Source organism: Isoalcanivorax pacificus W11-5 (genome assembly GCF_000299335.2).
GTDB classification, from domain to species: Bacteria; Pseudomonadota; Gammaproteobacteria; order Pseudomonadales; family Alcanivoracaceae; genus Isoalcanivorax; species Isoalcanivorax pacificus.
On the sequence record NZ_CP004387.1, the window covers coordinates 3,736,605 to 3,754,571 of the forward strand.

The window sequence follows — 17,967 nt, forward strand, 5'->3', positions numbered from 1 at the left end:
TTTCTCCTGAGGTTGCAAAAGCACTAATGAAGCTGACCACTAGAGAATACTGGCTCTACGAAGGCGCCCCAACAAGCCCACTTATAGCCAACATGATTTTTGGACAACATGAAGCCGATCTCGTCGAAGAGTACATTCGACAGGAAATCACGTACACACGATTCGTAGACGATATAACAATATCGAGCCCGAGAAAAATGGAAGATCAGAAACTGGGATCAATAATTCGACAAATCTATGGAATGCTTCTTAACAAAGGTCTTCAGCCAAATAGAAAGAAGCAAAAAGTTTACATAGGTGCTGGAAGAGGGAACGTCCACGCCATTATCACTCGGCGAGGACGAGTACATTACGAAAAGAGTCGGCGAAAACAAATCAAGCTGGAGGCTTACAATCTACTCAAGAGCGCCGAGGAGACTGGCCGTGATACTGACGAATATAGGTCGCGTTATAATAGCATCTTAGGCAAGCTATCCATGATGAGGCGGCTTCATCCGCAAGAAGCCCAGAGAGAGATTGATAAGCTAATTGAAATGGCTCCTTTAAAAGGGGCTTAGAGAACGGCAGACTCTAAGCAGGTTTGGAACCGGCTCTTGAGATGGCCCAACCGCGAAACCTAGGAAATGCTGTCATTTAAATGACAGCACCCGGCCAGAACCTCCTATTCATTGTGGGTCACGCAAATTCAATTCCCGCCGGGCCCACCAGATACTCCAATACAAAAAGGCGCCATCGTGGCGCCTTTTTGTATTTCAGAACTGCGCTTCCCTGTTTATTGCTCCTATTAAGCATCCCAAAAAAAGAATAAAACCATTTTTATTCGTGATCATATAAATCCATACTGTGATCAAACCACAATATATAAAATATTTGCCTAATCCTGTAACCGACCATAGGCGCCAGCCCGTTATACCTACACACCAACAGGGTTTGCTTATCCTCAGTAATGAATTGAGGCACAGAGGCACGCTTAATCTGGGTAACTGGCATTTTTTCAAACCCCAAAGCATGCCGTCCAGCTTGCTTCAAATCTGACCATCGCAATTGACGGCGCTTAAAAATGGCATCTGCTGCAGCCACTTTATTGTCGTCATCCAATCCTGAGAAGCAATACTTCCCACTTTGGATACGCTCAAATGAAAAGAGGATAGGATCATCATCCGTTGATGCAGTTTCTTTGGCATCAAACCGCCCCCCCTTCTTTTTATCTGGCACAACAATATTTTTTCTTTTTCTACCAATTCCCATCCTTAGGAAACGCCTCGCTATTTGATTCTGGTTTTAAAATAAGTCTTAAGATCAGCCTGTGGAATTGTACCCGCGACTTCTTCGTAATCCTGCCACGGCGCCTCTTCGTGCGTCATATTCCTAAGTTTCCATGCAGAAAACTGCCCGAAAACCTCATAGACCTCATTTAAAAATTCAAGCTGCTCGTCAGTAAAACTCTCTTCAGGAGAAAAATCCTCAGGAGCAGGTATGGCGCTTTTGCCATGTTGCTTGTAATCATGGTAAACACTAGGCACAACCGGCCCATGAGCCCAAGCTTCAATATTCTGAGAAAACAACGGCTTATCGAAAATGGCGAGGTGGAAACCTTGAGCGTAATACAGGAGCTTTTGTAGCTTTAAATTGGATATGCCCGTCTCCGCATCTTCACGGTCATCCCGGACCAAAAAATACTTAGCCACATCAACCGCTGAAATATTAGACATGGTTGCCTCCTGCAATCACGACTTGAGGTTCTGCCATTTATAGTTATCACCTCGCTCTGGCTCTCCAATGCTATCACCTGAACGGACGCCAGCCCTAGCAGGCCGCAATACTGACCAAAGGAGCAGCAAAAATCAACCTCAGCAGCCTTGTGACAATCCCAAAAGGTGATGATTGCCAATGTTAAGCGCGAAACCGGTTTCAACAAGTGGTACAAAAATTGCTATGCTACTATCCCTGCCTAATCGACAAGCCCTTTAAAATCAACACACTAAAGGCTACGATGATGCCTCCCGCCGGTTCCACCAATCGCAGAGCAGCGGAGGCGCCTTTCCTTTTCTGATTGTCGTTCGGATCAGTGCCGCATACGGAGGCATCCGATGAACAGGGATCACATCCTTGCATTACTCAGCCAGAACAAGCCCGCCCTGGAGGCACGCTTTGGTGTGACGCGGCTGGCCTTGTTTGGCTCGTCGGCCCGCGGCACTGCATCACCCGACAGTGACATCGACATCCTGGTTGCCTTTGATGGGCCGGCCACATCAAAGCGCTATTTCGGCGTGCAATTCTATCTGGAAGATCTGCTACAGCAGCCCGTGGATCTCGTTACCGAGAAAGCATTGCGTCCAGAACTGCGTCCCTTCGTTGAACGGGATCGCGTCAATGTCTGAGCGCGTGGCATTCAGTTCGTGCAGGGACGCCTCTACATCAAGCACATCCTGACGCATGCGGAGTATGACAAGCTCTGCAAGCGTTACGCGAAAGGGGAGCGGTCATGAATGCCATGGTGTTCAAAGAAGCCTGCCTGCACTTCGCCGAAGTCGCGGCGCCCTATATGCCCATTCGGGACCCTACGCACTATGAGGAAGCACTGGCACTGATCGAGGGGCTGCTGGAAGAGGCTGAGGATTCGGCAGACGACCCGCTGAATATTGTCATTGATATGCTCAGCCGCGCCATCGCGGCTTACGAACAACAGGATGCAACACTGGCCTCCTTTGCTACGCAACCAGCAGACGAGCCTGCCGATCTGGCCCTGCTGCGGGTGCTGATGAGTCAGCATCAGCTTGGCGTCGCAGACCTGCCGGAGATCGGCTCCAAGTCGATGGTGTCGCGCGTGCTGTCCGGCCAGCGCAGTCTCAGCAAGCAGCATATCAAGGCGCTGGCCAATCGTTTTGGCATCAATCCCGGGCTCTTCTTCTGAAGCGCCCGTTTTACTTTTTCATGCCGCCCCGCACCATCTCGTTCCGCTACACTAGGGCCACGTCTCCTTGCCCTGTTACCGCGACGAGCCTTTATGAAACACCATCACAAATGGACCCTCGCCCGCCTGCTGCTGCGCCGCCGCACGCCGCAGATACCGGCGTTCCCGGCCACGGACGGCGATATCCCCGCCCCCGGCACAGCCCGCCGCGCCGCGCCCGGTGATCTGCAACGGCTGGTAGACCTGGACGCCGCCTGGCACCGGGATGGCCGGCTGGTGCAGCCGCCAGCGGCCAGCTTCTCGGACGTGCTCAAGAGCACGCCGCCCACCATGGCCGAGGGCGACCGGCTGGACTATTGGCTGGCCGGACGTTTCCCGCGTTCGCCGTCGCCGGGTGCCCGGCTGGAAAGTGCCTTGCAGTGGTGCCAGGCCATTGCCGTGCTGCTGGGTCTGGTGCTGGGGTTCGGCTTCATGGCCGGGCTGATCGCCTACGACGGCAGCCAGCAGGTCAATGTGCTGTGGATCATCGCGCTGGCGGTGCTGCAGCTGGTGCTGTCGCTGCTGGCCCTGGCGTTTTCATTCGGCAAGGCGCGGCGGCTGCCGCTGCTGAGTGATCTGGTCGGGCATCTGCCCGCCCGGTTGTATCGTGGACCGCTGCGGCGTCTGCTGGATGCGCCCCACCAGGGCGACAGCCTGCTCGCGCCACTGCACACGCCATTCTTGCTGCTGCTGACGCAACGCTTTGCACTGGCCTTCAATACCACCGCGCTATTGGCGCTGTTTATTTACGTGGCGTTGCAGGACATCGCTTTCGGCTGGAGCACTACGCTGGACATTACCCCCGCAGGGCTGGTGGCGCTGGTGCGCACGCTGGCATTGCCCTGGGCGTGGTGGCCCACGGCGGTGCCCACCTATGAATTGATCGAAGCCTCGCATTTCTTCCGTCTCGGCGGTGAAGTCGACGCCGGCAACCCGGCGCTGCTGGGCCGCTGGTGGCCGTTCCTCGCGTGCCTGTGGACGGTATATGCGCTGCTGCCACGCTATCTGATGCTGCGCTGGTGCCGGTATCGCTGGCGCAGCACGCTACGGCAAACCTTGCTGAACCATCCACTGTATCGGCAAACGCTGTCGCAGTTCGTGTTTGACCAGCACGGCGCGGCACGCGAGGCCGCACAGGTGATGACGCTGACGCTGCTGGACATGCTCACGCACCAGGAAAAAACCGAGCTGGATGGCCGCAAACCGGATGCCGCGATTGCGCGTGAATTGCAGGCGCGCTGGCAGGCCCATCAACAGCAGCAGGAAGCCGATGCACTGTCCGCGCTGGCGACTCTTTATCTGCAGAGTGACGCCGACCTGTCGCGCTACACCAGCCAGCAACAGGTGCCCGACCCGGAGCGGCTGTTCGTGATTGATGACTGGGAACGCTGGGGCCTGAGCCGCAAACGGCTGGCGCTGCTGGCCGGGGCCGGCGGTGGCACGCTGGGTGCCGGTGTGGGGGCGTCGCTGGATGCGGCCACCGCCGGCATGAGTCTGGGCTCGCTCACGGCCACGCTGGCGGCGGTGGGCGCTGCGGGGTCGGCGGCGTCGGTGTATTTTTCAGACCGGCTGGCAAAAGTCAGTGCCGATCATGCGGTGGTGCGTTTCGGCCCGGTGCAGAACCGGCAATACCCGTGGGTGGTGCTGGGCCGGCTGATCAGCGCCTGGATCACGTTGAGCCGCAAGGTGCCCGGCAGCACTCCACGCACGGACACGCCACCGGACTGGCGGGGGCTGTTGGGCCGCCGCCAGGAAACCGAGCTGGAAAAGCTGTTCGTGCAATGCCGTAAAGGCCAGCCGGAGCGCGTGCGCCCCGAGCTGGAAACCGCCCTGCTGCGCATCATGGACACGCTGCTGGCCGGGCCTCAGTAAGGCAATGAAGGGCGGCGCAGGCTCAGCAGCAAGGTGACCGTGAGGATCAGCGCGATCACACCGAGCGACGCCAGCACCGGCATGTGGAACCAGGGCATCAGCAGCATTTTGGCGCCGATAAACACCAGAATCGCGGCCAGGCCGTATTTCAGCAGCGAGAAGCGCTCGGCCATGCCCGACAGCATGAAATACATGGCGCGCAGGCCGAGAATGGCGAACAGGTTCGAGGTCAGCACGATAAAGGGATCGGTGGTGATGGCGAAGATGGCCGGGATGCTGTCCACCGCAAACACGACATCGGAAATCTCCACCAGGATCAGCGCCAGCAGCAGCGGCGTGGCGTAGCGCACACCGTCACGCATCACGAAAAAGCGCTCGCCTTCCAGTGTGTCGGTGATCGGATAATGCCGGCGTATCCAGCGGATCAGCGGGTGCGTGGCCAGATCGACTTCTTTTTCCGGCGCCAGCATGCGCAGGCCGGTAAACACCAGGAACGCACCAAACAGATACAGCACCCAGTGGAACTGGCTGACCAGCCAGCTGCCGCCAAACACCATGCCGGTGCGCAGGACGATCGCGCCGAGGATGCCGTAGAGCAATACGCGCCGTTGCAGCTCGGCGGGCACCGCGAAGTAGCCGAAGATCAGCATCCAGACGAACACATTGTCGACGGCGAGGGATTTTTCCAGCAGGTAGCCGGTGAGAAACAACAGCGTGGTGTCGTTGGCCACGGCGCGGCCGCTTTCCGCATCCAGATACAGCCAGAGCCCCCCGGCAAACGCCAGCGACACGCTCACCCACACCAGCGACCAGAGTGCCGCTTCACGGAAACTGACCCGGTGGCGCTTGCCGCCGCCGAGCATCAGGTCTACGGCCAGCATCGCCAGCACGATCACGGCGAAGCCGGCCCACATCCACCAGGTACCGATTGACTGCATTGTTGCTTCTCCAAAAAAAAACGGCCTGTTCCGAATGGACAGGCCGTTTTTTCTGCACGCACGACCTGCCCGTTAAGGCAAGGTCTTGCTTGCAACACTACATCGCTGCCCGACGCACCGGGGGTTGCCGGAAAACCGGTACCACCGTGATGACGACGCGTCGGCGAAAAGCTACTCCCCTTGGCGGTGGCCAGTGTAATCAGTCCGCCGCCAGCTTGTCACCGGCCACTTTGCAGTAATTACCTGACACGTCATTGCCAGCCGACCGGGGCCGACGCACATTAGAGCCAACACCACACCGGGAGACGCCCATGCTGGCACCGATGACCTTCGGAGAACGCCTGAAGAACCTGCGCAACCTGCGCGCCTACAGCCAACTGGAACTGGCCGAGCGTTGCGGCGTTTCTCAACGGCATGTCGCCTTTCTGGAGCGTGGGCGCTCGAAACCCAGCCGGCGCATGGTGCTGGACCTGGCGGAAACCCTGCAATTGCCGCTGGATGCACGTAACCATCTGCTGCTCTCGGCAGGCTTTGCCGCCATCTACCCGGACACGCCGCCGGAGACCGCCGGGCTGGAATTCGCCGATCAAGCCATCGACCTGATCCTGACCCAGCAGGCACCGTACCCGGCGCTGGTGGTGGACCGGCTGTGGCAGCTGCGCAAGGTGAATACCGGCTGTGTACGCATGATGTCCTGGCTGACGGGCATGCCCGAGGATCAGGCGGCCACCCTGCTGGTCGGGCAGAATCTGTTGCAGTTGATGATGGCCGAACCGATCCGGTCGCAGATTCCCACCGGCGTCGCCATTGTCCGGCGCCTGCTGGCGGTGTCGCGCCGGCAACTGGATCTGTCACTGGAAGGGCTGGAAAAACTCGATGCGCTGGAAGCCAGCCTGAAGCTGCCCCGTGCCACCGGTGACGAGCAGGACATCCAGTGGCCGGCGGTGCCCATCGTGTTGCGCAAGGGCGATGAGGAACTGCGGCTGATCTCGACCATCACCACGCTCGGCACCCCCACCGATGTGCGCCTGCAGGACACGATGATCGAGAGTTTTTTCCCGGCGGACGACACCACGCGGGCGTGGTTCAAGGGGCAGTAAGCCCGGTCACCACGCTCAGGGCTGTTGATAGCCGTCCGCATAAGGGTCGTCATAATCCCCTGGCTGCGGCTCGGGCTCGGTGTAGGGTTCCACCTGCTCGGCGATCAGCGTGTAGCCGGTTTTCGCCAGGTCCGTCTCGCTCTGTTCGACTTTCATGGTGCCGGTGACCCAGACGGTGAAAAAGGCTTCCTCGATGGTGGCCTTGCTGCCTTCGCGCATGGTCACCAGCACGGTCTGGTTGCGCGGCGGCGGCGGCACATGGATGCAGGCACCGAAGTACGGCACCAACAGGAATGTGGTGACGCTGTCACCATCACCTTCCAGCGGGATCGCATAGCCGGGTAACTTGACGCGCTGACCGTCCAGCGACTGCACCATGGGCGCTTCGTCCCAGAGTTTTTCCAGCTGCGCGTAGAACTCGATGGCCTTCGGGTCGTCGTCCTCGAGCGTGTTGATATCCACGTCCTCGAACATTTCTTCCGGCGGCCAGCCGTCCGGAATCATGTCGTCCCACTCCAGTTCTGTCGCGGGTTGCGCCAGTACGCTGACACTCGTCAGCAGGCCCAGCACCAGTATCCATTTGCGCATTGCTACATCCTGATCGTCATGCCATCCACCAGCGCATTGCGGTACGCGCGCCACGCCGGCCACAGGCCCGCCAGCACACCACCGGCCAGCAATGCCGCCAGCAGGGCGGCCTCGTGTGCGGTCGGCGGCCACAGGCTGATGGTGAGGCCAAGCTGGCCACTGATCCAGTCGCTGGCGGCCCAGGCCATACCTTGCAGCAGCAGCACGCCAAGCACGGCACCGCCCAGGGACAATACCAGCGATTCACCGATCACCAGTGCAAAAATCTGCCACGGCCTGGCACCCAGCGCACGCAGCAGTGCCATTTCCCGGCGACGCTCGTTGAGGCCCGTCAGCAGCGCGGTGAGCATCACCGTGAGCGCCACCACGGCCACCAGCGCGGACACCGCCAGCAGCGCCTGTTCGCCGACGCGCATCATGTCCCAGAGTTGTTGCAGTGTCAGCCCCGGCAGGATCGCCATCAGTGCTTCGTCGCGGTCGGTGTTGATCTGCCGCTGCACCTGGAACACGGCACGGCGGGAAGTCAACCCGACCATCACGGCCGTGACCGAGGACGGTGTCAGGTCCATCTCGCGTACGCGTTCGGCGCTGAGCCGGTAGCCGGGCAGGGGCGCGCCACCGCGCCAGTCGGCGTGAATCGCTTCCATGCCGGCCAGGCTGATATGCACGGTGTTGTCCACCGGCGTGCCGGTGCGCTCGAGGATGCCGACCACGCGAAACGGTTTGTCGGCATGCTGTGTCAGGCTGACCGCACCGGTGCCGTGTGCCAGCACGAGGCGCGCGCCTTGCTGGTAGCCCAGCTTGCGGGCCACTTCGGCGCCCAGCACGGCGTCGAAGACGTCATCGAAAATGCCGCCACTGGCCAGCCGCAATGATTCACCTTGGCGATAACGGTAATGCTCGAAATACGCCGCTGAGGTGCCGAGCACCGGAAATCCTTTGTGCGAATCACCCAGCGACAGCGGCACGATCCAGTCCACCTGCGGATGCGTGCGCAGTTTTTCCACGCTGGCCCAGCTCACGTTGCTGGTCGGGTCGCCCATGCGGAACACGCTGTAGAGCAGTAAATTGATCGGCCCGCTGCGGGCGCCGACGATCAGGTCCACGCCAGAGAGCGTGTTGGCAAAACTGTGCCGCGCTTCCACGCGCAGCCGCTCCACGCCCAGCAGCAACGCCACACTCAGCGCCACCGAGCAGATCACCAGTGCCGCGGTGCTGCGCCGGTTCCAGAGGCTGGCGCGGGCCAGTTTCAGCACTGTCACGATGCACCGCCGTTGATGTCGCGCAGCGACAGGCTGCGATGGAAGCGCGGCGCCAGCGACAGGTCGTGGCTGACGAACAGCAGCGCAGCGCCGGCAGCGGTGCATTCCTGTATCAGCAGGGCGACGAATTCGCTGCGGCGATCCGTGTCCAGCGCGGAGGTGGGTTCGTCGGCGATCACCAGCCCCGGCGCCCCCATCAGCGCGCGCGCTGCGGCGACTCGCTGTTGCTGGCCCACGGACAGCGCCGTGACCGGCCGCCGCAACACGTCATCGGCAGCCAGGCCCAGCCGTTCCAGCAGGCGCCGCGCCTGGGCTTCCGGGCTGCCATCGCGGGCGCAGGCCTCGGCCCGGCGCCGCTCGGAAAAACGGCACGGCAACAGCACGTTGTCGAGCACCGACAGATACGGCAGCAGGTTGAATTGCTGGAAGATGATGCCGAGGTGTTCGGCCCGAAAGCGGTCGCGGCGGGCACCGCGCAGTTGCGCAAAGGATTCGCCCAGCACACGGACCTGCCCCTGCTCCGGTGTCGCGATACCGGCAATCAGCGCCAGCAGCGTACTCTTGCCGCTGCCGCTGGGGCCGGCCAGAAAAAGCTGCTCGCCTTCGGCGACGGCGAAGTGCTGCACGTCGATCACACAGGGTGCGCGCCGGTGCCAGCGGAAGCGCACGTCATCCAGTTGCAGGGCCATGCTCATCAGGGCAGCGCCACTCCGGTGTCACCGCCACGGTGCAGGCGCGCTTCGCGGGCGCCGGTGTCGCTGACGCTCTGTACGGTGAGCTGTTGCAGGCCTGGCAATGTATCGAACAGGGTCACGTCCACAGCCCGCAGTTGCGCTGGCTGGGCGCAGTCGAACTCGACGCTGACATGGAAATCGGCATGGCGATGCACGTGGTCGTGGTCGTGGTCGTGGTCGTGGTCGTGGTCATGGTCATGGTCATGGTCATGGTCATGGTCATGGTCATGGTCATGGTCATGGTCATGGTCACCGGCAGCAAACCCGAGCAACGGCGTCTCCACCACCGCCGCGCGCGATTCACAGCCGGCGGCCGGCGGCGGCACCAGTATGTGCGCCGGGTTACCGAGCAGTGCCACTGCCTCATCCACCGCATCGCGGGCAGCCTTGTCGGACGGCTGATGTTCAAAACCCACCACGTCCATCGCCGGCACCATCAGGTCCACCGCCAGCACGTTGCCGTCGCGCGCCAGTTGCAGCGTGCCCTGGCCATGCACATGCGGGCCTTCGGCCAGCGCGAGGCCACTGACGCACAGACCTCCGATCAGGGGCAGCAACGGGAAACGAGCGGACATGACGAGCTCCTCAATGACGGTGGCGGCAAATGTTATACAGTAACAAGACCCGGCGACACCCCTCCGGGTTCCCTTCACCTGATCTGCACCGTGCGTACCGCAGGCTGGTTTCTGTCTGCACGCTTCCCACAGAACGGCCAACGGACACCGAATGCTCCGTCCCCTGATGACCCTATTCGCACTACTGCTCGGCGGCTGCGGCGCCCAGCCTGCCGAGACGGTGCCGACCCGGATGACCCCGTATCTGACACCGGACAGCATGGTCACCCGCGATGGCAGCCACCAGCCGCTGGCAATCTGGTTGCCCGAGGGCGAACCGGAGGCCGTCATCATCGGGCTGCACAGCTTCGGTGACTATCATGCCGCCTTTGATCACCTCGGGCCCTGGTTCGCCGCCCAGGGTATCGCGTTCTACACCTGGGACCAGCGAGGTTTCGGTGCGCACCCCGATGCCGGCCACTGGCCGGGCGACGCGCGGCTGATCACCGACACCGTGGACGCCATCCGCCTGCTGGATGCCCGCTGGCACGCGCCTATTTATCTGCTCGGCGAAAGCATGGGCGGCGGCGTGGCCCTGATCACCGCCGCCGAGCACCCGACACTGCCCATCGCCGGCCTGGCCCTGGCCGCGCCCTCGGTGCGTGCCGGGCTGCGCACCCGTTACCTGTGGAACGCGCTGTTCACCGTGGGCGGCGCACTGATGCCCGGCGCCAGCTACACCCTGACCCGCGACCCGGACGACCCGCGCTACTACCCGCCCAGTGCCGCGCGCCTGGCAAGCGACCCGCAAGTGATCCACGACGTACGCCTGGACACCTACCGCGACCTGATCCGCTTCACCGACCGCGCCTCCGATCTCGCCGCCGAGGTGCGTGCGCCGATCCTGCTGCTGTACGGCGGCCGCGACGGCATGATCCCGCCAGTGTCCATCGCACAACTGCGCAAGGCGCAGCCGCAGCGGCTGGCGTATCACTTCTACCCCGACGCTCCGCACCTGCTGCTGCAGGCCAGCGACTGGCAGCACTACAGCCGCGACATCCTGCACTGGATTCAACAAAGCGTTACTGGTGTCGCCGCCACGCGCGCGCAACAATAGCGCGCAATGCATCACACAGGGGACACCATGCCCACCTCCCGCCCACGCCGCTGGACGCGACGCCTGTGGCAATTGCTTGCGCTGGCACTGGTCGCACTGGTGTTGCTGCAATTGTGGTTCGCTGCCTGGCTGTTCTGGTACCGCAGCCACCCGCCGCTGGAAACAGCGTTCATGGCACGCGAACTCAGCCGCCTGCGCGACGACAATCCGCAGGCCCGGCTGCGCTACGACTGGGTGCCCTATGACCAGATCTCCAACCATCTCAAGCGCGCGGTGCTGGCCGCCGAAGACACCCGCTTCACCCAGCATGGCGGCATCGACTGGGACGGCGTGAAGCACGCCATCGAACGCAACCGCGAGGCTGGCGACACCGTGGCCGGTGGCTCCACCATCAGCCAGCAACTGGCCAAGAACCTGTTTCTGTCCAGCCGCCGCTCGTACGTGCGCAAAGGCCAGGAGGTGGTGATCACGCTGATGCTGGAGCAGGTGCTCGACAAGCGCCGCATTCTGGAGCTGTATCTGAACGTGGCCGAATGGGGCGAGGGCGTGTTCGGGGCAGAAGCCGCAGCACGCCACTACTTTGGCAAGCCCGCCGCCCGGTTGCAGCCCTGGGAGGCGGCTGATCTGGCCGCGCGCCTGCCCCGGCCGCGCTATTACGACCGCAACGGCCGCACAGACTGGCTGCGGCAATACAGCGGTATCATCCAGGCGCGCATGTATCAGGTGCCGATTCCGTGATGGCGCGGAACCACCACCGCCCGCACCGCTCAAACCCTTGCCGTGGCCACGGGCCGCGCACCGCACAGCAAGAGGATGTCGCAATGCCCCGATCCAGCCGCCTGCCCGCCCTGTTCCTGGTGCTGGGCGCCCTGCTCAGCGCCTGCAGCGATGACGCACCGCCCGCCCCCGACAACGCGCCGCCGCCCCCGACGCCGCAGGAAAAGACCCTGAACGGCGTCTGGCAGGAAACCGGCGGCAGCGCCCGCGTGATGGTGCTTGGCGATGGCCAGCAACTGCACCTGCTGGGCTTCGAGGATCTGCAGGGGCGCCACTGGCAGGCAGATCAGGCCGACACGCTGCAATTGAAGATGCTGGTGCGCAGCACCGGCACGCCGGTCGAACAGCACCCGCGCTTTGACCTGGACAATGACAACGGCACCCTCACCCTGGCCAACGACGACGAAGCCGCCATCACCGGCACCTGGCAGCGCGCGCCCGGCGCCGCCGTGCGGCTGCAGGGCCGCATCACCCTGCCGGACGATTTCAGCATGCCTGCGGACGCCGTGCTGGCCATTACGCTGGAAGAACAGGACGCCGACGGTCTGCCGGCGGACATCATCCGCCGCCAGCTCAGCCGCCCGAAAGCCGGCAGCGAGGCCGTCGACTATCGCTTTTACCTGACCCCCGCAATGTTCACGGAGCACCCCGGCGCCCGCCTGACCGTGCGCGTGATGGTGGACGGCGCGCTGCAGTACCTTGGCCATGCCGCCGACCTGACCGGCGCCCCCCAGGACAACCTGGATATCGCGCTGGAAGCACTCAACGGCGCCACCTCCGGCCAGCGCGCCGCCAACGCACCGCTGCGCACCTTGCACGGCGAATATCGCTACGTGGCCGATGCCGCCGTGTTTACCGAATGCGCCAGCGGCAAGCGTTACCCCGTCGCCTACAGTGAAGGCGGGGCAGAACTCGAGCGCGCCTTCCTGGCGGCCGAGCGTCCCAGCGCCGGCGATGGCCTGCCACAACCCCTGCTGATGACCGTCACCGGCACCCTGCAGGATGGCCCTGGCATGGAAGAGGGCACCGTGGTGGAGCAACTGTTCGTACAAACCCTGGAGCGCACCATGCCCGAAGGCAACTGTGCCAACCGTGGCACGGCGACACTGGAAAACACCTACTGGAAACTCACCCTGCTCGGCAGCCAGCGCGTGCAGACTGCGGAACATCAGCGCGAAGCACACCTGGTGCTGCACGGCCAGGAGAAACATGCGCGGGGTAACCTGGGCTGCAACCAGTTCACCGGCAGTTATGAACTGGACGGCGACACGCTCACGTTCGGCCCCCTCGCCGCCACCAAGATGGCCTGCGCCGGTGGCATGAATATTGAAGGCGATTTCAGCGCCGCACTGGACCGGACCCGCCGCGTGCAACTCGATGGCGAGACACTGATCCTGCTTGATGAGCGCGGCAAACGGCTGGCGGAATTGCAGGCCGTCTATCTGTACTGACCGTACCGGCGGACCCGCCCTGATTGCTGACCTGAACGGAGATATGCAATGCCCCGCGCGCTGATTCTCAAGCATGTGCCCTTCGAAGGCCCCGCCGCCATCGGCGACTGGCTGGCCAGCGAGGGCTTTGAGACCCGCACCCTGCTGTTGTCCGAGCCACACACCCTGCCGGCGCTGGACGAGATCGACTGGCTGATCGTGATGGGCGGCCCGATGGGCGCCAACGATGAAGCCACCTGCCCCTGGATGGCCGCCGAAAAACGCCTGATCCGCGACGCCATCGACAACGGCCGCACCGTGATCGGCATCTGCCTGGGCGCACAGTTGATCGCCAGCGTGCTGGGCGCGCCGGTGACCCGTAACCCGGCGCCGGAAATCGGCTGGTTCCCGATCCAGCCGACCGTGGACTGCCCGCAGGAGATCAGCCTGCTGTTCCGCGACATGCCGAAAGTGCTGCACTGGCATGGCGACACCTTCGCGCTGCCGGACGGTGCGCGCCACCTGTTCGCCAGCGAAGCCTGCGACAACCAGGGTTACCTGTACGCAGACCGCGTGCTCGGCCTGCAATGCCATCTGGAGTGCGATGCCGACACACTGGCCGGCCTGTGCTACCACTGTGCCGACGAACTGACACCCGACACCTGGGTGCAGGACGCCGAGACGTTGCAGTCGGTATCCGACATCGCCCTCGCCTCACTGCATGAACGCCTGTTTGCCCTGCTGGCGCTCCTGCCACGCGAACGCGCCGCCTGACCACGCAAGCAAAACGAGACATGCGTCACACAATGACATCTGGCCCCTCGCCATCACGCGTGGCATAACCTGTCGACACCAGCCCGGTGGCTCCGGCCACCGGCATCTGGCAGCACAGGCAAGTGCCCGGCCGCGTCCTGTTCCGTCGCGGCATCAGCACAGGGCAGGCATGCCCTGTATGCTTGATCCATAAAAGTCGGCCGATAAAGGCCGACCCATAAAAAACGAGGGATTTTGTGCCATGTCATGGCTTTCCTGGGGGGCCACGCTGGCCGGCGGGGCTGCGGCTTTTTTTTATCTGGGCGTACCATTCCTCGTGCGCGGCAGCCAGTGGCTGCCGGCGCAGTATCGGTTCCAGCCGTTGCCATTTGATGACTACATCGGCCTGCAGACAGCCACACACCAGCAGCATGTGAGCCTGCTGCGCGAACGCGGCTTTGAAGTGGTGACGTTCCTGTCACCCACGCTGATGGTGGATGCGGCGGTCACGCTGCTGCGCCACCCGGTCCGCCACAGCCTGTGCAGTGTAGCCACGCTGTCCAACGCGCAGAGTGTGCTCGACTACGTGGAGCTGGTGCGCAGCTGGGACAACGGCGCCATGCTGGTAATGAACAACAGCACGGTGCCGAATCCGTTCCCTGAAGACCCGGCGCGGCTGCAATGTCGCCTGCCGGGCACATCGCCGGACCAGCTGTACGACCTGTTCGACATGACCGAGCGCTATCTGACCCGCGCGCGCGGCCTCACCGCGCGGGACGTGCCCAAAGACCAGGTGTCGGAATTTGTCGCCGGTTATCTGCAACACGAAGCCGAGCGCATGACCACACTCGGCTATTTTGCTGCACCGGTACAGGGGCGGCGGCCGTGCACGATCAAAGGCGCCTGCCTGATGACCTGGCAGGCGCTCTGGCCGTTCAAGGGCTGGATCGCCTACCGTCACCGGACGGCGGTGAACCAGTTGCTGGCGCTGGCGCGGGCCGACGTGGGCCTGCCCTGAGGCAGTGCCCCGCTACACGCCCAGGCAGCGATGCAGCCAGGCTGTGTCCAGATGCGCCACCACCATGTCGGCCAGCCGGTCGAGCTGTTGTTCGCGGTGGGCGCGGTAATCCGGCGCCGCCACCCCGCGCAGGCCAAGCCGCGACAGTAACGCCGCACAGGCATCCGGCGTATCGAACAGCCCGTGCATGTAGGTGCCGAACACCTGCCCGTCCTCACTCACCGCACCGTCGTCATGGCCCGCGTCGGTACGCATCAGCGGACGCGCCAGCGCAACGCCCGCACTGACGCCGTTGTGAATTTCGTAGCCGGCAAACGGCACGCCTTCCGGCAGGATCAGGCCGGTGACCTGGCGCAGCTGTTTGCCCGCGACCATCCGCGTGCGCACCGGCAACAGCCCGAGCCCCGGCGTGCTGCCGGCAGCCCCTTCCAGCCCGTCCGGGTCATCCACACTCTCGCCCAGCATCTGGAAACCACCGCAAATTCCCAGCACACGCCCGCCGTAGCGCAGATGACGCCGGATGATCTCCTCCCAGCCCTGCGCACGCAGCCAGTCCAGGTCCGCGCGCGTGTGCTTGCTGCCCGGCAGGATAATCACGTCCGCCGGCGGCACCGGCTGGTCCGGGCCGACGAAGGTGAGCGCCACCTGCGGGTGCAGACGCAACGCATCAAAATCGGTGTGGTTGCTGATGCGGGGCAAGACCGGCACCACCACTCTCAATGCCCCGGCACCGGCCTCTGTCATCGGCAGGCCGATGCTGTCTTCTGCATCCAGCAACAGCCCGTGCAGATACGGCAGCACCCCCAGCACCGGCTTGCCGGTGCGCGCGGTGAGCCAGTCCAGCCCGCTGGTCAGCAACGACAGGTCGCCACGAAAACGGTTGATGATAAAACCGAGCGTGCGTGCCTGTTCTGACGCGGACAGCAGTGCCAGCGTGCCAACAAGTTGTGCGAAGACGCCGCCGCGATCAATGTCACCCACCAGCAACACCGGGCAATCGGCCATTTCCGCAAAGCCCATATTGGCGATGTCGTTGTCGCGCAGATTGATTTCTGCCGGGCTGCCGGCCCCTTCGGCAATGATCACGTCATAACGTGAGGACAACGCCTGCCAGGCCTCACGCACGGCGTGCATCGCCTCGCGTTTATAGGCGTGATAATCCAGCGCCTGCATGTTGCCGACCACCTGCCCGCGCAGAATCACCTGAGCACCACAATCGGTCTGCGGTTTCAGCAACACCGGGTTCATGTCGGAGTGCGGCGAGATGCCACACGCCAGTGCCTGTAATGCGGTGGAACGGCCTATCTCCCCACCGTCTTCCGTGACCGCACTGTTGAGCGCCATGTTCTGCGGTTTGAACGGCGCCACCGACACCCCCTGCCGGGCCAGATAACGACACAGCGCCGCCACCACCGTACTTTTCCCGGCATCCGAGGTCGTGCCCTGAATCATCAGCGTCGGCATGGCCCCTCCCGGTCAGTCTTGGCAAGGCCAGGATTGTAATGCACCATCAAAGTCCCTCAACACCTCCGCCGCGCGTGCAAAACACGGTGCGGCCACTTCATGGAATTCCTGCTGATCCTGTTCCTGATCGTGCTCAACGGCGTGTTCGCCATGTCTGAAATTGCCGTTGTCTCCGCCCGCAAGGCGCGGTTGCAAATTCGTGCCGACGAAGGCCATACCAGTGCCAACGCCGTGCTGGCCCTGCAAGAAAAACCGGCAGGCTTCTTTTCCACCATCCAGGTGGGCATCACCTCGATCGGGATTCTCAGCGGCGCGGTGGGTGAAAACGCGCTGGCCGGGCCGATCAATGACATGCTGTCCACGGTGCCGGCGCTGGCGCCCTACAGCCGCGGCCTGTCGCTGGCACTGGTGGTGGCACTGATCACCTACCTGTCCGTGGTGGTCGGCGAACTGGTGCCCAAACGCCTGGCCCTGCTGGCACCGGAAACCATTGCCGGGCTGATCGCCCGCCCGATGAGCTGGCTGTCCAGCATTGCGCGGCCACTGGTGTGGCTGCTGTCGCGCTCCAGCGATCTGCTGATGCGCCTGCTCGGCGCCCGCCCGAACGAAGAACCGCCGGTCTCGGATGAAGAGATCAAGGTGCTGATGGAACAGGGCGCCGAAGCCGGCGTGTTTCACATCAGCGAACAGACACTGGTTTCGAACGTGCTGCGCCTGGACGAACAGAGCATCAACGAGATCATGACGCCGCGCAAAGATGTCTATTACATCGACCTGACCAGCAGCGAAGAGGTCATCCACCAGCGCATCATCAGCAGCCCGCACTCGCGCATTCTGGTCTGTGACGGCGGGCTGGAGCAGATCGTCGGCGTGCTGCGCACCAATGATCTGGTCAAGCGTGTGCTCGCTGGCGAGGCCACCGATGTGCGCGCGGTGATGCGTCCGCCGGTGTACATTCCGGAATCCATCACCACCACCAGCCTGTTCGAACAGTTCCGCCAGACCCGCGCGCAACTGGCCTGCATCGTCGATGAATATGGCGACCTCACCGGCATCGTCACCGTCACCGACGTGCTGGAAGCCATCGTCGGCGACATGCCGGAAGAAGACCAGGACGACACCCCGGAAATGGTGCAGCGCGGCGACGGCAGCTGGCTGGTGGACGGCACCATGACCATTCAGCGCTTCAAGCAGGCATTCGACCTCGGCCGCCTCGACGATGAAGCCGAAGACGAGTACTACACCATGGGCGGTTTTGCCATGCACCGGCTCGGGCGCGTACCGGCCGTGGCCGACACCTTCGTCTGTGCCGAACTGGAATTCGAAGTGATGGACATGGACCGCAGCCGCGTCGACAAACTGCTGGTGACCCGCCGCCCGGCGACACCGGCCAACGACACCTGACGG

General features: G+C 62.9%; 20 protein-coding genes. 12 read left to right on the plus strand and 8 right to left on the minus strand.

The genetic code is table 11. The features are described 5' to 3' along the window. Positions 1-26 precede the first annotated feature (26 nt). Positions 27-557: an RNA-dependent RNA polymerase family protein gene (locus S7S_RS18960; RefSeq protein WP_008733088.1), complete on the plus strand. Its 531-nt coding sequence runs from the start codon at positions 27-29 to the stop codon at positions 555-557. Between the two features lie 259 nt (positions 558-816). On the opposite strand, the gene S7S_RS19420 is transcribed toward S7S_RS18960, so the two are convergent. After that, positions 817-1,248, minus strand: a complete 432-nt coding sequence (locus tag S7S_RS19420; RefSeq protein ID WP_202966510.1) for a hypothetical protein — start codon at positions 1,246-1,248, stop codon at positions 817-819. 17 nt (positions 1,249-1,265) lie between these two features. Then, positions 1,266-1,712 (minus strand): Panacea domain-containing protein, encoded by a 447-nt coding sequence (locus tag S7S_RS16765; RefSeq protein WP_008733086.1) that lies wholly within the window; start codon positions 1,710-1,712, stop codon positions 1,266-1,268. Positions 1,713-2,090: 378 nt separating this feature from the next. On the opposite strand from S7S_RS16765, the gene S7S_RS16770 reads away from it, so the two are divergent. The 4 genes from S7S_RS16770 to S7S_RS18965 all read left to right on the plus strand — a co-directional run bounded on the left by S7S_RS16770 (position 2,091) and on the right by S7S_RS18965 (position 4,825). Continuing rightward, positions 2,091-2,381, plus strand: coding sequence for a nucleotidyltransferase family protein (locus tag S7S_RS16770; protein WP_008733084.1), 291 nt, complete (start codon positions 2,091-2,093; stop codon positions 2,379-2,381). Between the two features lie 9 nt (positions 2,382-2,390). Continuing rightward, complete coding sequence (locus S7S_RS20215; RefSeq protein ID WP_082027756.1) at positions 2,391-2,489, plus strand: type II toxin-antitoxin system HigB family toxin; 99 nt, start codon at positions 2,391-2,393, stop codon at positions 2,487-2,489. Further along, positions 2,486-2,914, plus strand: coding sequence for a helix-turn-helix domain-containing protein (locus S7S_RS16775; RefSeq protein ID WP_008733082.1), 429 nt, complete (start codon positions 2,486-2,488; stop codon positions 2,912-2,914). The genes S7S_RS20215 and S7S_RS16775 overlap by 4 nt, the downstream gene beginning before the upstream one ends. A gap of 93 nt (positions 2,915-3,007) precedes the next feature. Further along, positions 3,008-4,825, plus strand: coding sequence for a DUF2868 domain-containing protein (locus tag S7S_RS18965; protein ID WP_008733079.1), 1,818 nt, complete (start codon positions 3,008-3,010; stop codon positions 4,823-4,825). On the opposite strand, the gene S7S_RS16785 is transcribed toward S7S_RS18965, so the two are convergent. Then, on the minus strand, positions 4,819-5,763 hold the full coding sequence (locus tag S7S_RS16785; RefSeq protein ID WP_008733077.1) for a TerC family protein: 945 nt from the start codon (positions 5,761-5,763) through the stop codon (positions 4,819-4,821). The two genes, S7S_RS18965 and S7S_RS16785, sit on opposite strands and share 7 nt — an antisense overlap. 311 nt (positions 5,764-6,074) lie before the next feature. Here S7S_RS16785 and S7S_RS16790 point away from each other — a divergent pair, with 311 nt between their 5' ends. Then, positions 6,075-6,863 carry a helix-turn-helix domain-containing protein gene (locus S7S_RS16790; RefSeq protein WP_008733075.1) on the plus strand — a complete coding sequence of 263 codons (789 nt, stop codon included), beginning with the start codon at positions 6,075-6,077 and terminating at the stop codon, positions 6,861-6,863. 15 nt (positions 6,864-6,878) lie between these two features. Here S7S_RS16790 and S7S_RS16795 read toward each other — a convergent pair whose 3' ends face one another. From S7S_RS16795 to S7S_RS19920, 4 genes are read right to left on the minus strand one after another with little or no spacing between them, the layout of a single operon-like run. After that, complete coding sequence (locus S7S_RS16795; RefSeq protein ID WP_008733073.1) at positions 6,879-7,451, minus strand: DUF3299 domain-containing protein; 573 nt, start codon at positions 7,449-7,451, stop codon at positions 6,879-6,881. A 2-nt stretch (positions 7,452-7,453) separates the two neighbouring features. Then, positions 7,454-8,713 (minus strand): ABC transporter permease, encoded by a 1,260-nt coding sequence (locus S7S_RS16800; protein ID WP_008733071.1) that lies wholly within the window; start codon positions 8,711-8,713, stop codon positions 7,454-7,456. After that, positions 8,710-9,408, minus strand: coding sequence for an ABC transporter ATP-binding protein (locus tag S7S_RS16805; RefSeq protein WP_008733068.1), 699 nt, complete (start codon positions 9,406-9,408; stop codon positions 8,710-8,712). The genes S7S_RS16800 and S7S_RS16805 overlap by 4 nt, the downstream gene beginning before the upstream one ends. Continuing rightward, a complete protein-coding gene (locus S7S_RS19920; RefSeq protein ID WP_052269271.1) occupies positions 9,408-10,022 on the minus strand; it encodes a DUF2796 domain-containing protein in 615 nt (204 codons plus the stop codon). Before S7S_RS19920 ends, S7S_RS16805 begins: the two co-directional genes overlap by 1 nt. A gap of 151 nt (positions 10,023-10,173) precedes the next feature. On the opposite strand from S7S_RS19920, the gene S7S_RS16815 reads away from it, so the two are divergent. The 5 genes from S7S_RS16815 (at position 10,174) to S7S_RS16835 (ending at position 15,096) form a co-directional block, all read left to right on the plus strand. Next, positions 10,174-11,118 carry an alpha/beta fold hydrolase gene (locus S7S_RS16815; protein ID WP_052269272.1) on the plus strand — a complete coding sequence of 315 codons (945 nt, stop codon included), beginning with the start codon at positions 10,174-10,176 and terminating at the stop codon, positions 11,116-11,118. 27 nt (positions 11,119-11,145) lie between these two features. Beyond that, positions 11,146-11,856 carry a monofunctional biosynthetic peptidoglycan transglycosylase gene (gene mtgA / locus S7S_RS16820; protein ID WP_008733063.1) on the plus strand — a complete coding sequence of 237 codons (711 nt, stop codon included), beginning with the start codon at positions 11,146-11,148 and terminating at the stop codon, positions 11,854-11,856. An 83-nt stretch (positions 11,857-11,939) separates the two neighbouring features. After that, positions 11,940-13,346, plus strand: a complete 1,407-nt coding sequence (locus S7S_RS18970; RefSeq protein ID WP_008733062.1) for an META domain-containing protein — start codon at positions 11,940-11,942, stop codon at positions 13,344-13,346. 48 nt (positions 13,347-13,394) lie between these two features. Next, positions 13,395-14,099, plus strand: coding sequence for a type 1 glutamine amidotransferase (locus S7S_RS16830; protein ID WP_008733061.1), 705 nt, complete (start codon positions 13,395-13,397; stop codon positions 14,097-14,099). Between the two features lie 241 nt (positions 14,100-14,340). Further along, complete coding sequence (locus S7S_RS16835) at positions 14,341-15,096, plus strand: hypothetical protein (protein WP_008733060.1); 756 nt, start codon at positions 14,341-14,343, stop codon at positions 15,094-15,096. 12 nt (positions 15,097-15,108) lie between these two features. On the opposite strand, the gene S7S_RS16840 is transcribed toward S7S_RS16835, so the two are convergent. Next, positions 15,109-16,560 carry a cobyric acid synthase gene (locus S7S_RS16840; protein ID WP_008733059.1) on the minus strand — a complete coding sequence of 484 codons (1,452 nt, stop codon included), beginning with the start codon at positions 16,558-16,560 and terminating at the stop codon, positions 15,109-15,111. 99 nt (positions 16,561-16,659) lie between these two features. Between S7S_RS16840 and S7S_RS16845 the strand changes: the two genes are divergently transcribed. Further along, the gene (locus tag S7S_RS16845; protein ID WP_008733058.1) at positions 16,660-17,964 is read left to right on the plus strand and encodes a hemolysin family protein; all 1,305 of its coding nucleotides are present in this window, start codon (positions 16,660-16,662) and stop codon (positions 17,962-17,964) included. Positions 17,965-17,967 lie beyond the last annotated feature (3 nt).

Excerpts from the sequence above, each read along its gene's own strand:
- S7S_RS18960 (WP_008733088.1), top strand. The coding sequence starts at position 27 with ATGAAGCTGACCACTAGAGAATACTGGCTCTACGAAGGCGCCCCAACA.
- S7S_RS19420 (WP_202966510.1), bottom strand. The coding sequence starts at position 1,248 with ATGGGAATTGGTAGAAAAAGAAAAAATATTGTTGTGCCAGATAAAAAG.
- S7S_RS16765 (WP_008733086.1), bottom strand. The coding sequence starts at position 1,712 with ATGTCTAATATTTCAGCGGTTGATGTGGCTAAGTATTTTTTGGTCCGG.
- S7S_RS16770 (WP_008733084.1), top strand. The coding sequence starts at position 2,091 with ATGAACAGGGATCACATCCTTGCATTACTCAGCCAGAACAAGCCCGCC.
- S7S_RS16775 (WP_008733082.1), top strand. The coding sequence starts at position 2,486 with ATGAATGCCATGGTGTTCAAAGAAGCCTGCCTGCACTTCGCCGAAGTC.
- S7S_RS18965 (WP_008733079.1), top strand. The coding sequence starts at position 3,008 with ATGAAACACCATCACAAATGGACCCTCGCCCGCCTGCTGCTGCGCCGC.
- S7S_RS16785 (WP_008733077.1), bottom strand. The coding sequence starts at position 5,763 with ATGCAGTCAATCGGTACCTGGTGGATGTGGGCCGGCTTCGCCGTGATC.
- S7S_RS16790 (WP_008733075.1), top strand. The coding sequence starts at position 6,075 with ATGCTGGCACCGATGACCTTCGGAGAACGCCTGAAGAACCTGCGCAAC.
- S7S_RS16795 (WP_008733073.1), bottom strand. The coding sequence starts at position 7,451 with ATGCGCAAATGGATACTGGTGCTGGGCCTGCTGACGAGTGTCAGCGTA.
- S7S_RS16805 (WP_008733068.1), bottom strand. The coding sequence starts at position 9,408 with ATGAGCATGGCCCTGCAACTGGATGACGTGCGCTTCCGCTGGCACCGG.
- S7S_RS19920 (WP_052269271.1), bottom strand. The coding sequence starts at position 10,022 with ATGTCCGCTCGTTTCCCGTTGCTGCCCCTGATCGGAGGTCTGTGCGTC.
- S7S_RS16815 (WP_052269272.1), top strand. The coding sequence starts at position 10,174 with ATGCTCCGTCCCCTGATGACCCTATTCGCACTACTGCTCGGCGGCTGC.
- mtgA (WP_008733063.1), top strand. The coding sequence starts at position 11,146 with ATGCCCACCTCCCGCCCACGCCGCTGGACGCGACGCCTGTGGCAATTG.
- S7S_RS18970 (WP_008733062.1), top strand. The coding sequence starts at position 11,940 with ATGCCCCGATCCAGCCGCCTGCCCGCCCTGTTCCTGGTGCTGGGCGCC.
- S7S_RS16830 (WP_008733061.1), top strand. The coding sequence starts at position 13,395 with ATGCCCCGCGCGCTGATTCTCAAGCATGTGCCCTTCGAAGGCCCCGCC.
- S7S_RS16835 (WP_008733060.1), top strand. The coding sequence starts at position 14,341 with ATGTCATGGCTTTCCTGGGGGGCCACGCTGGCCGGCGGGGCTGCGGCT.
- S7S_RS16840 (WP_008733059.1), bottom strand. The coding sequence starts at position 16,560 with ATGCCGACGCTGATGATTCAGGGCACGACCTCGGATGCCGGGAAAAGT.
- S7S_RS16845 (WP_008733058.1), top strand. The coding sequence starts at position 16,660 with ATGGAATTCCTGCTGATCCTGTTCCTGATCGTGCTCAACGGCGTGTTC.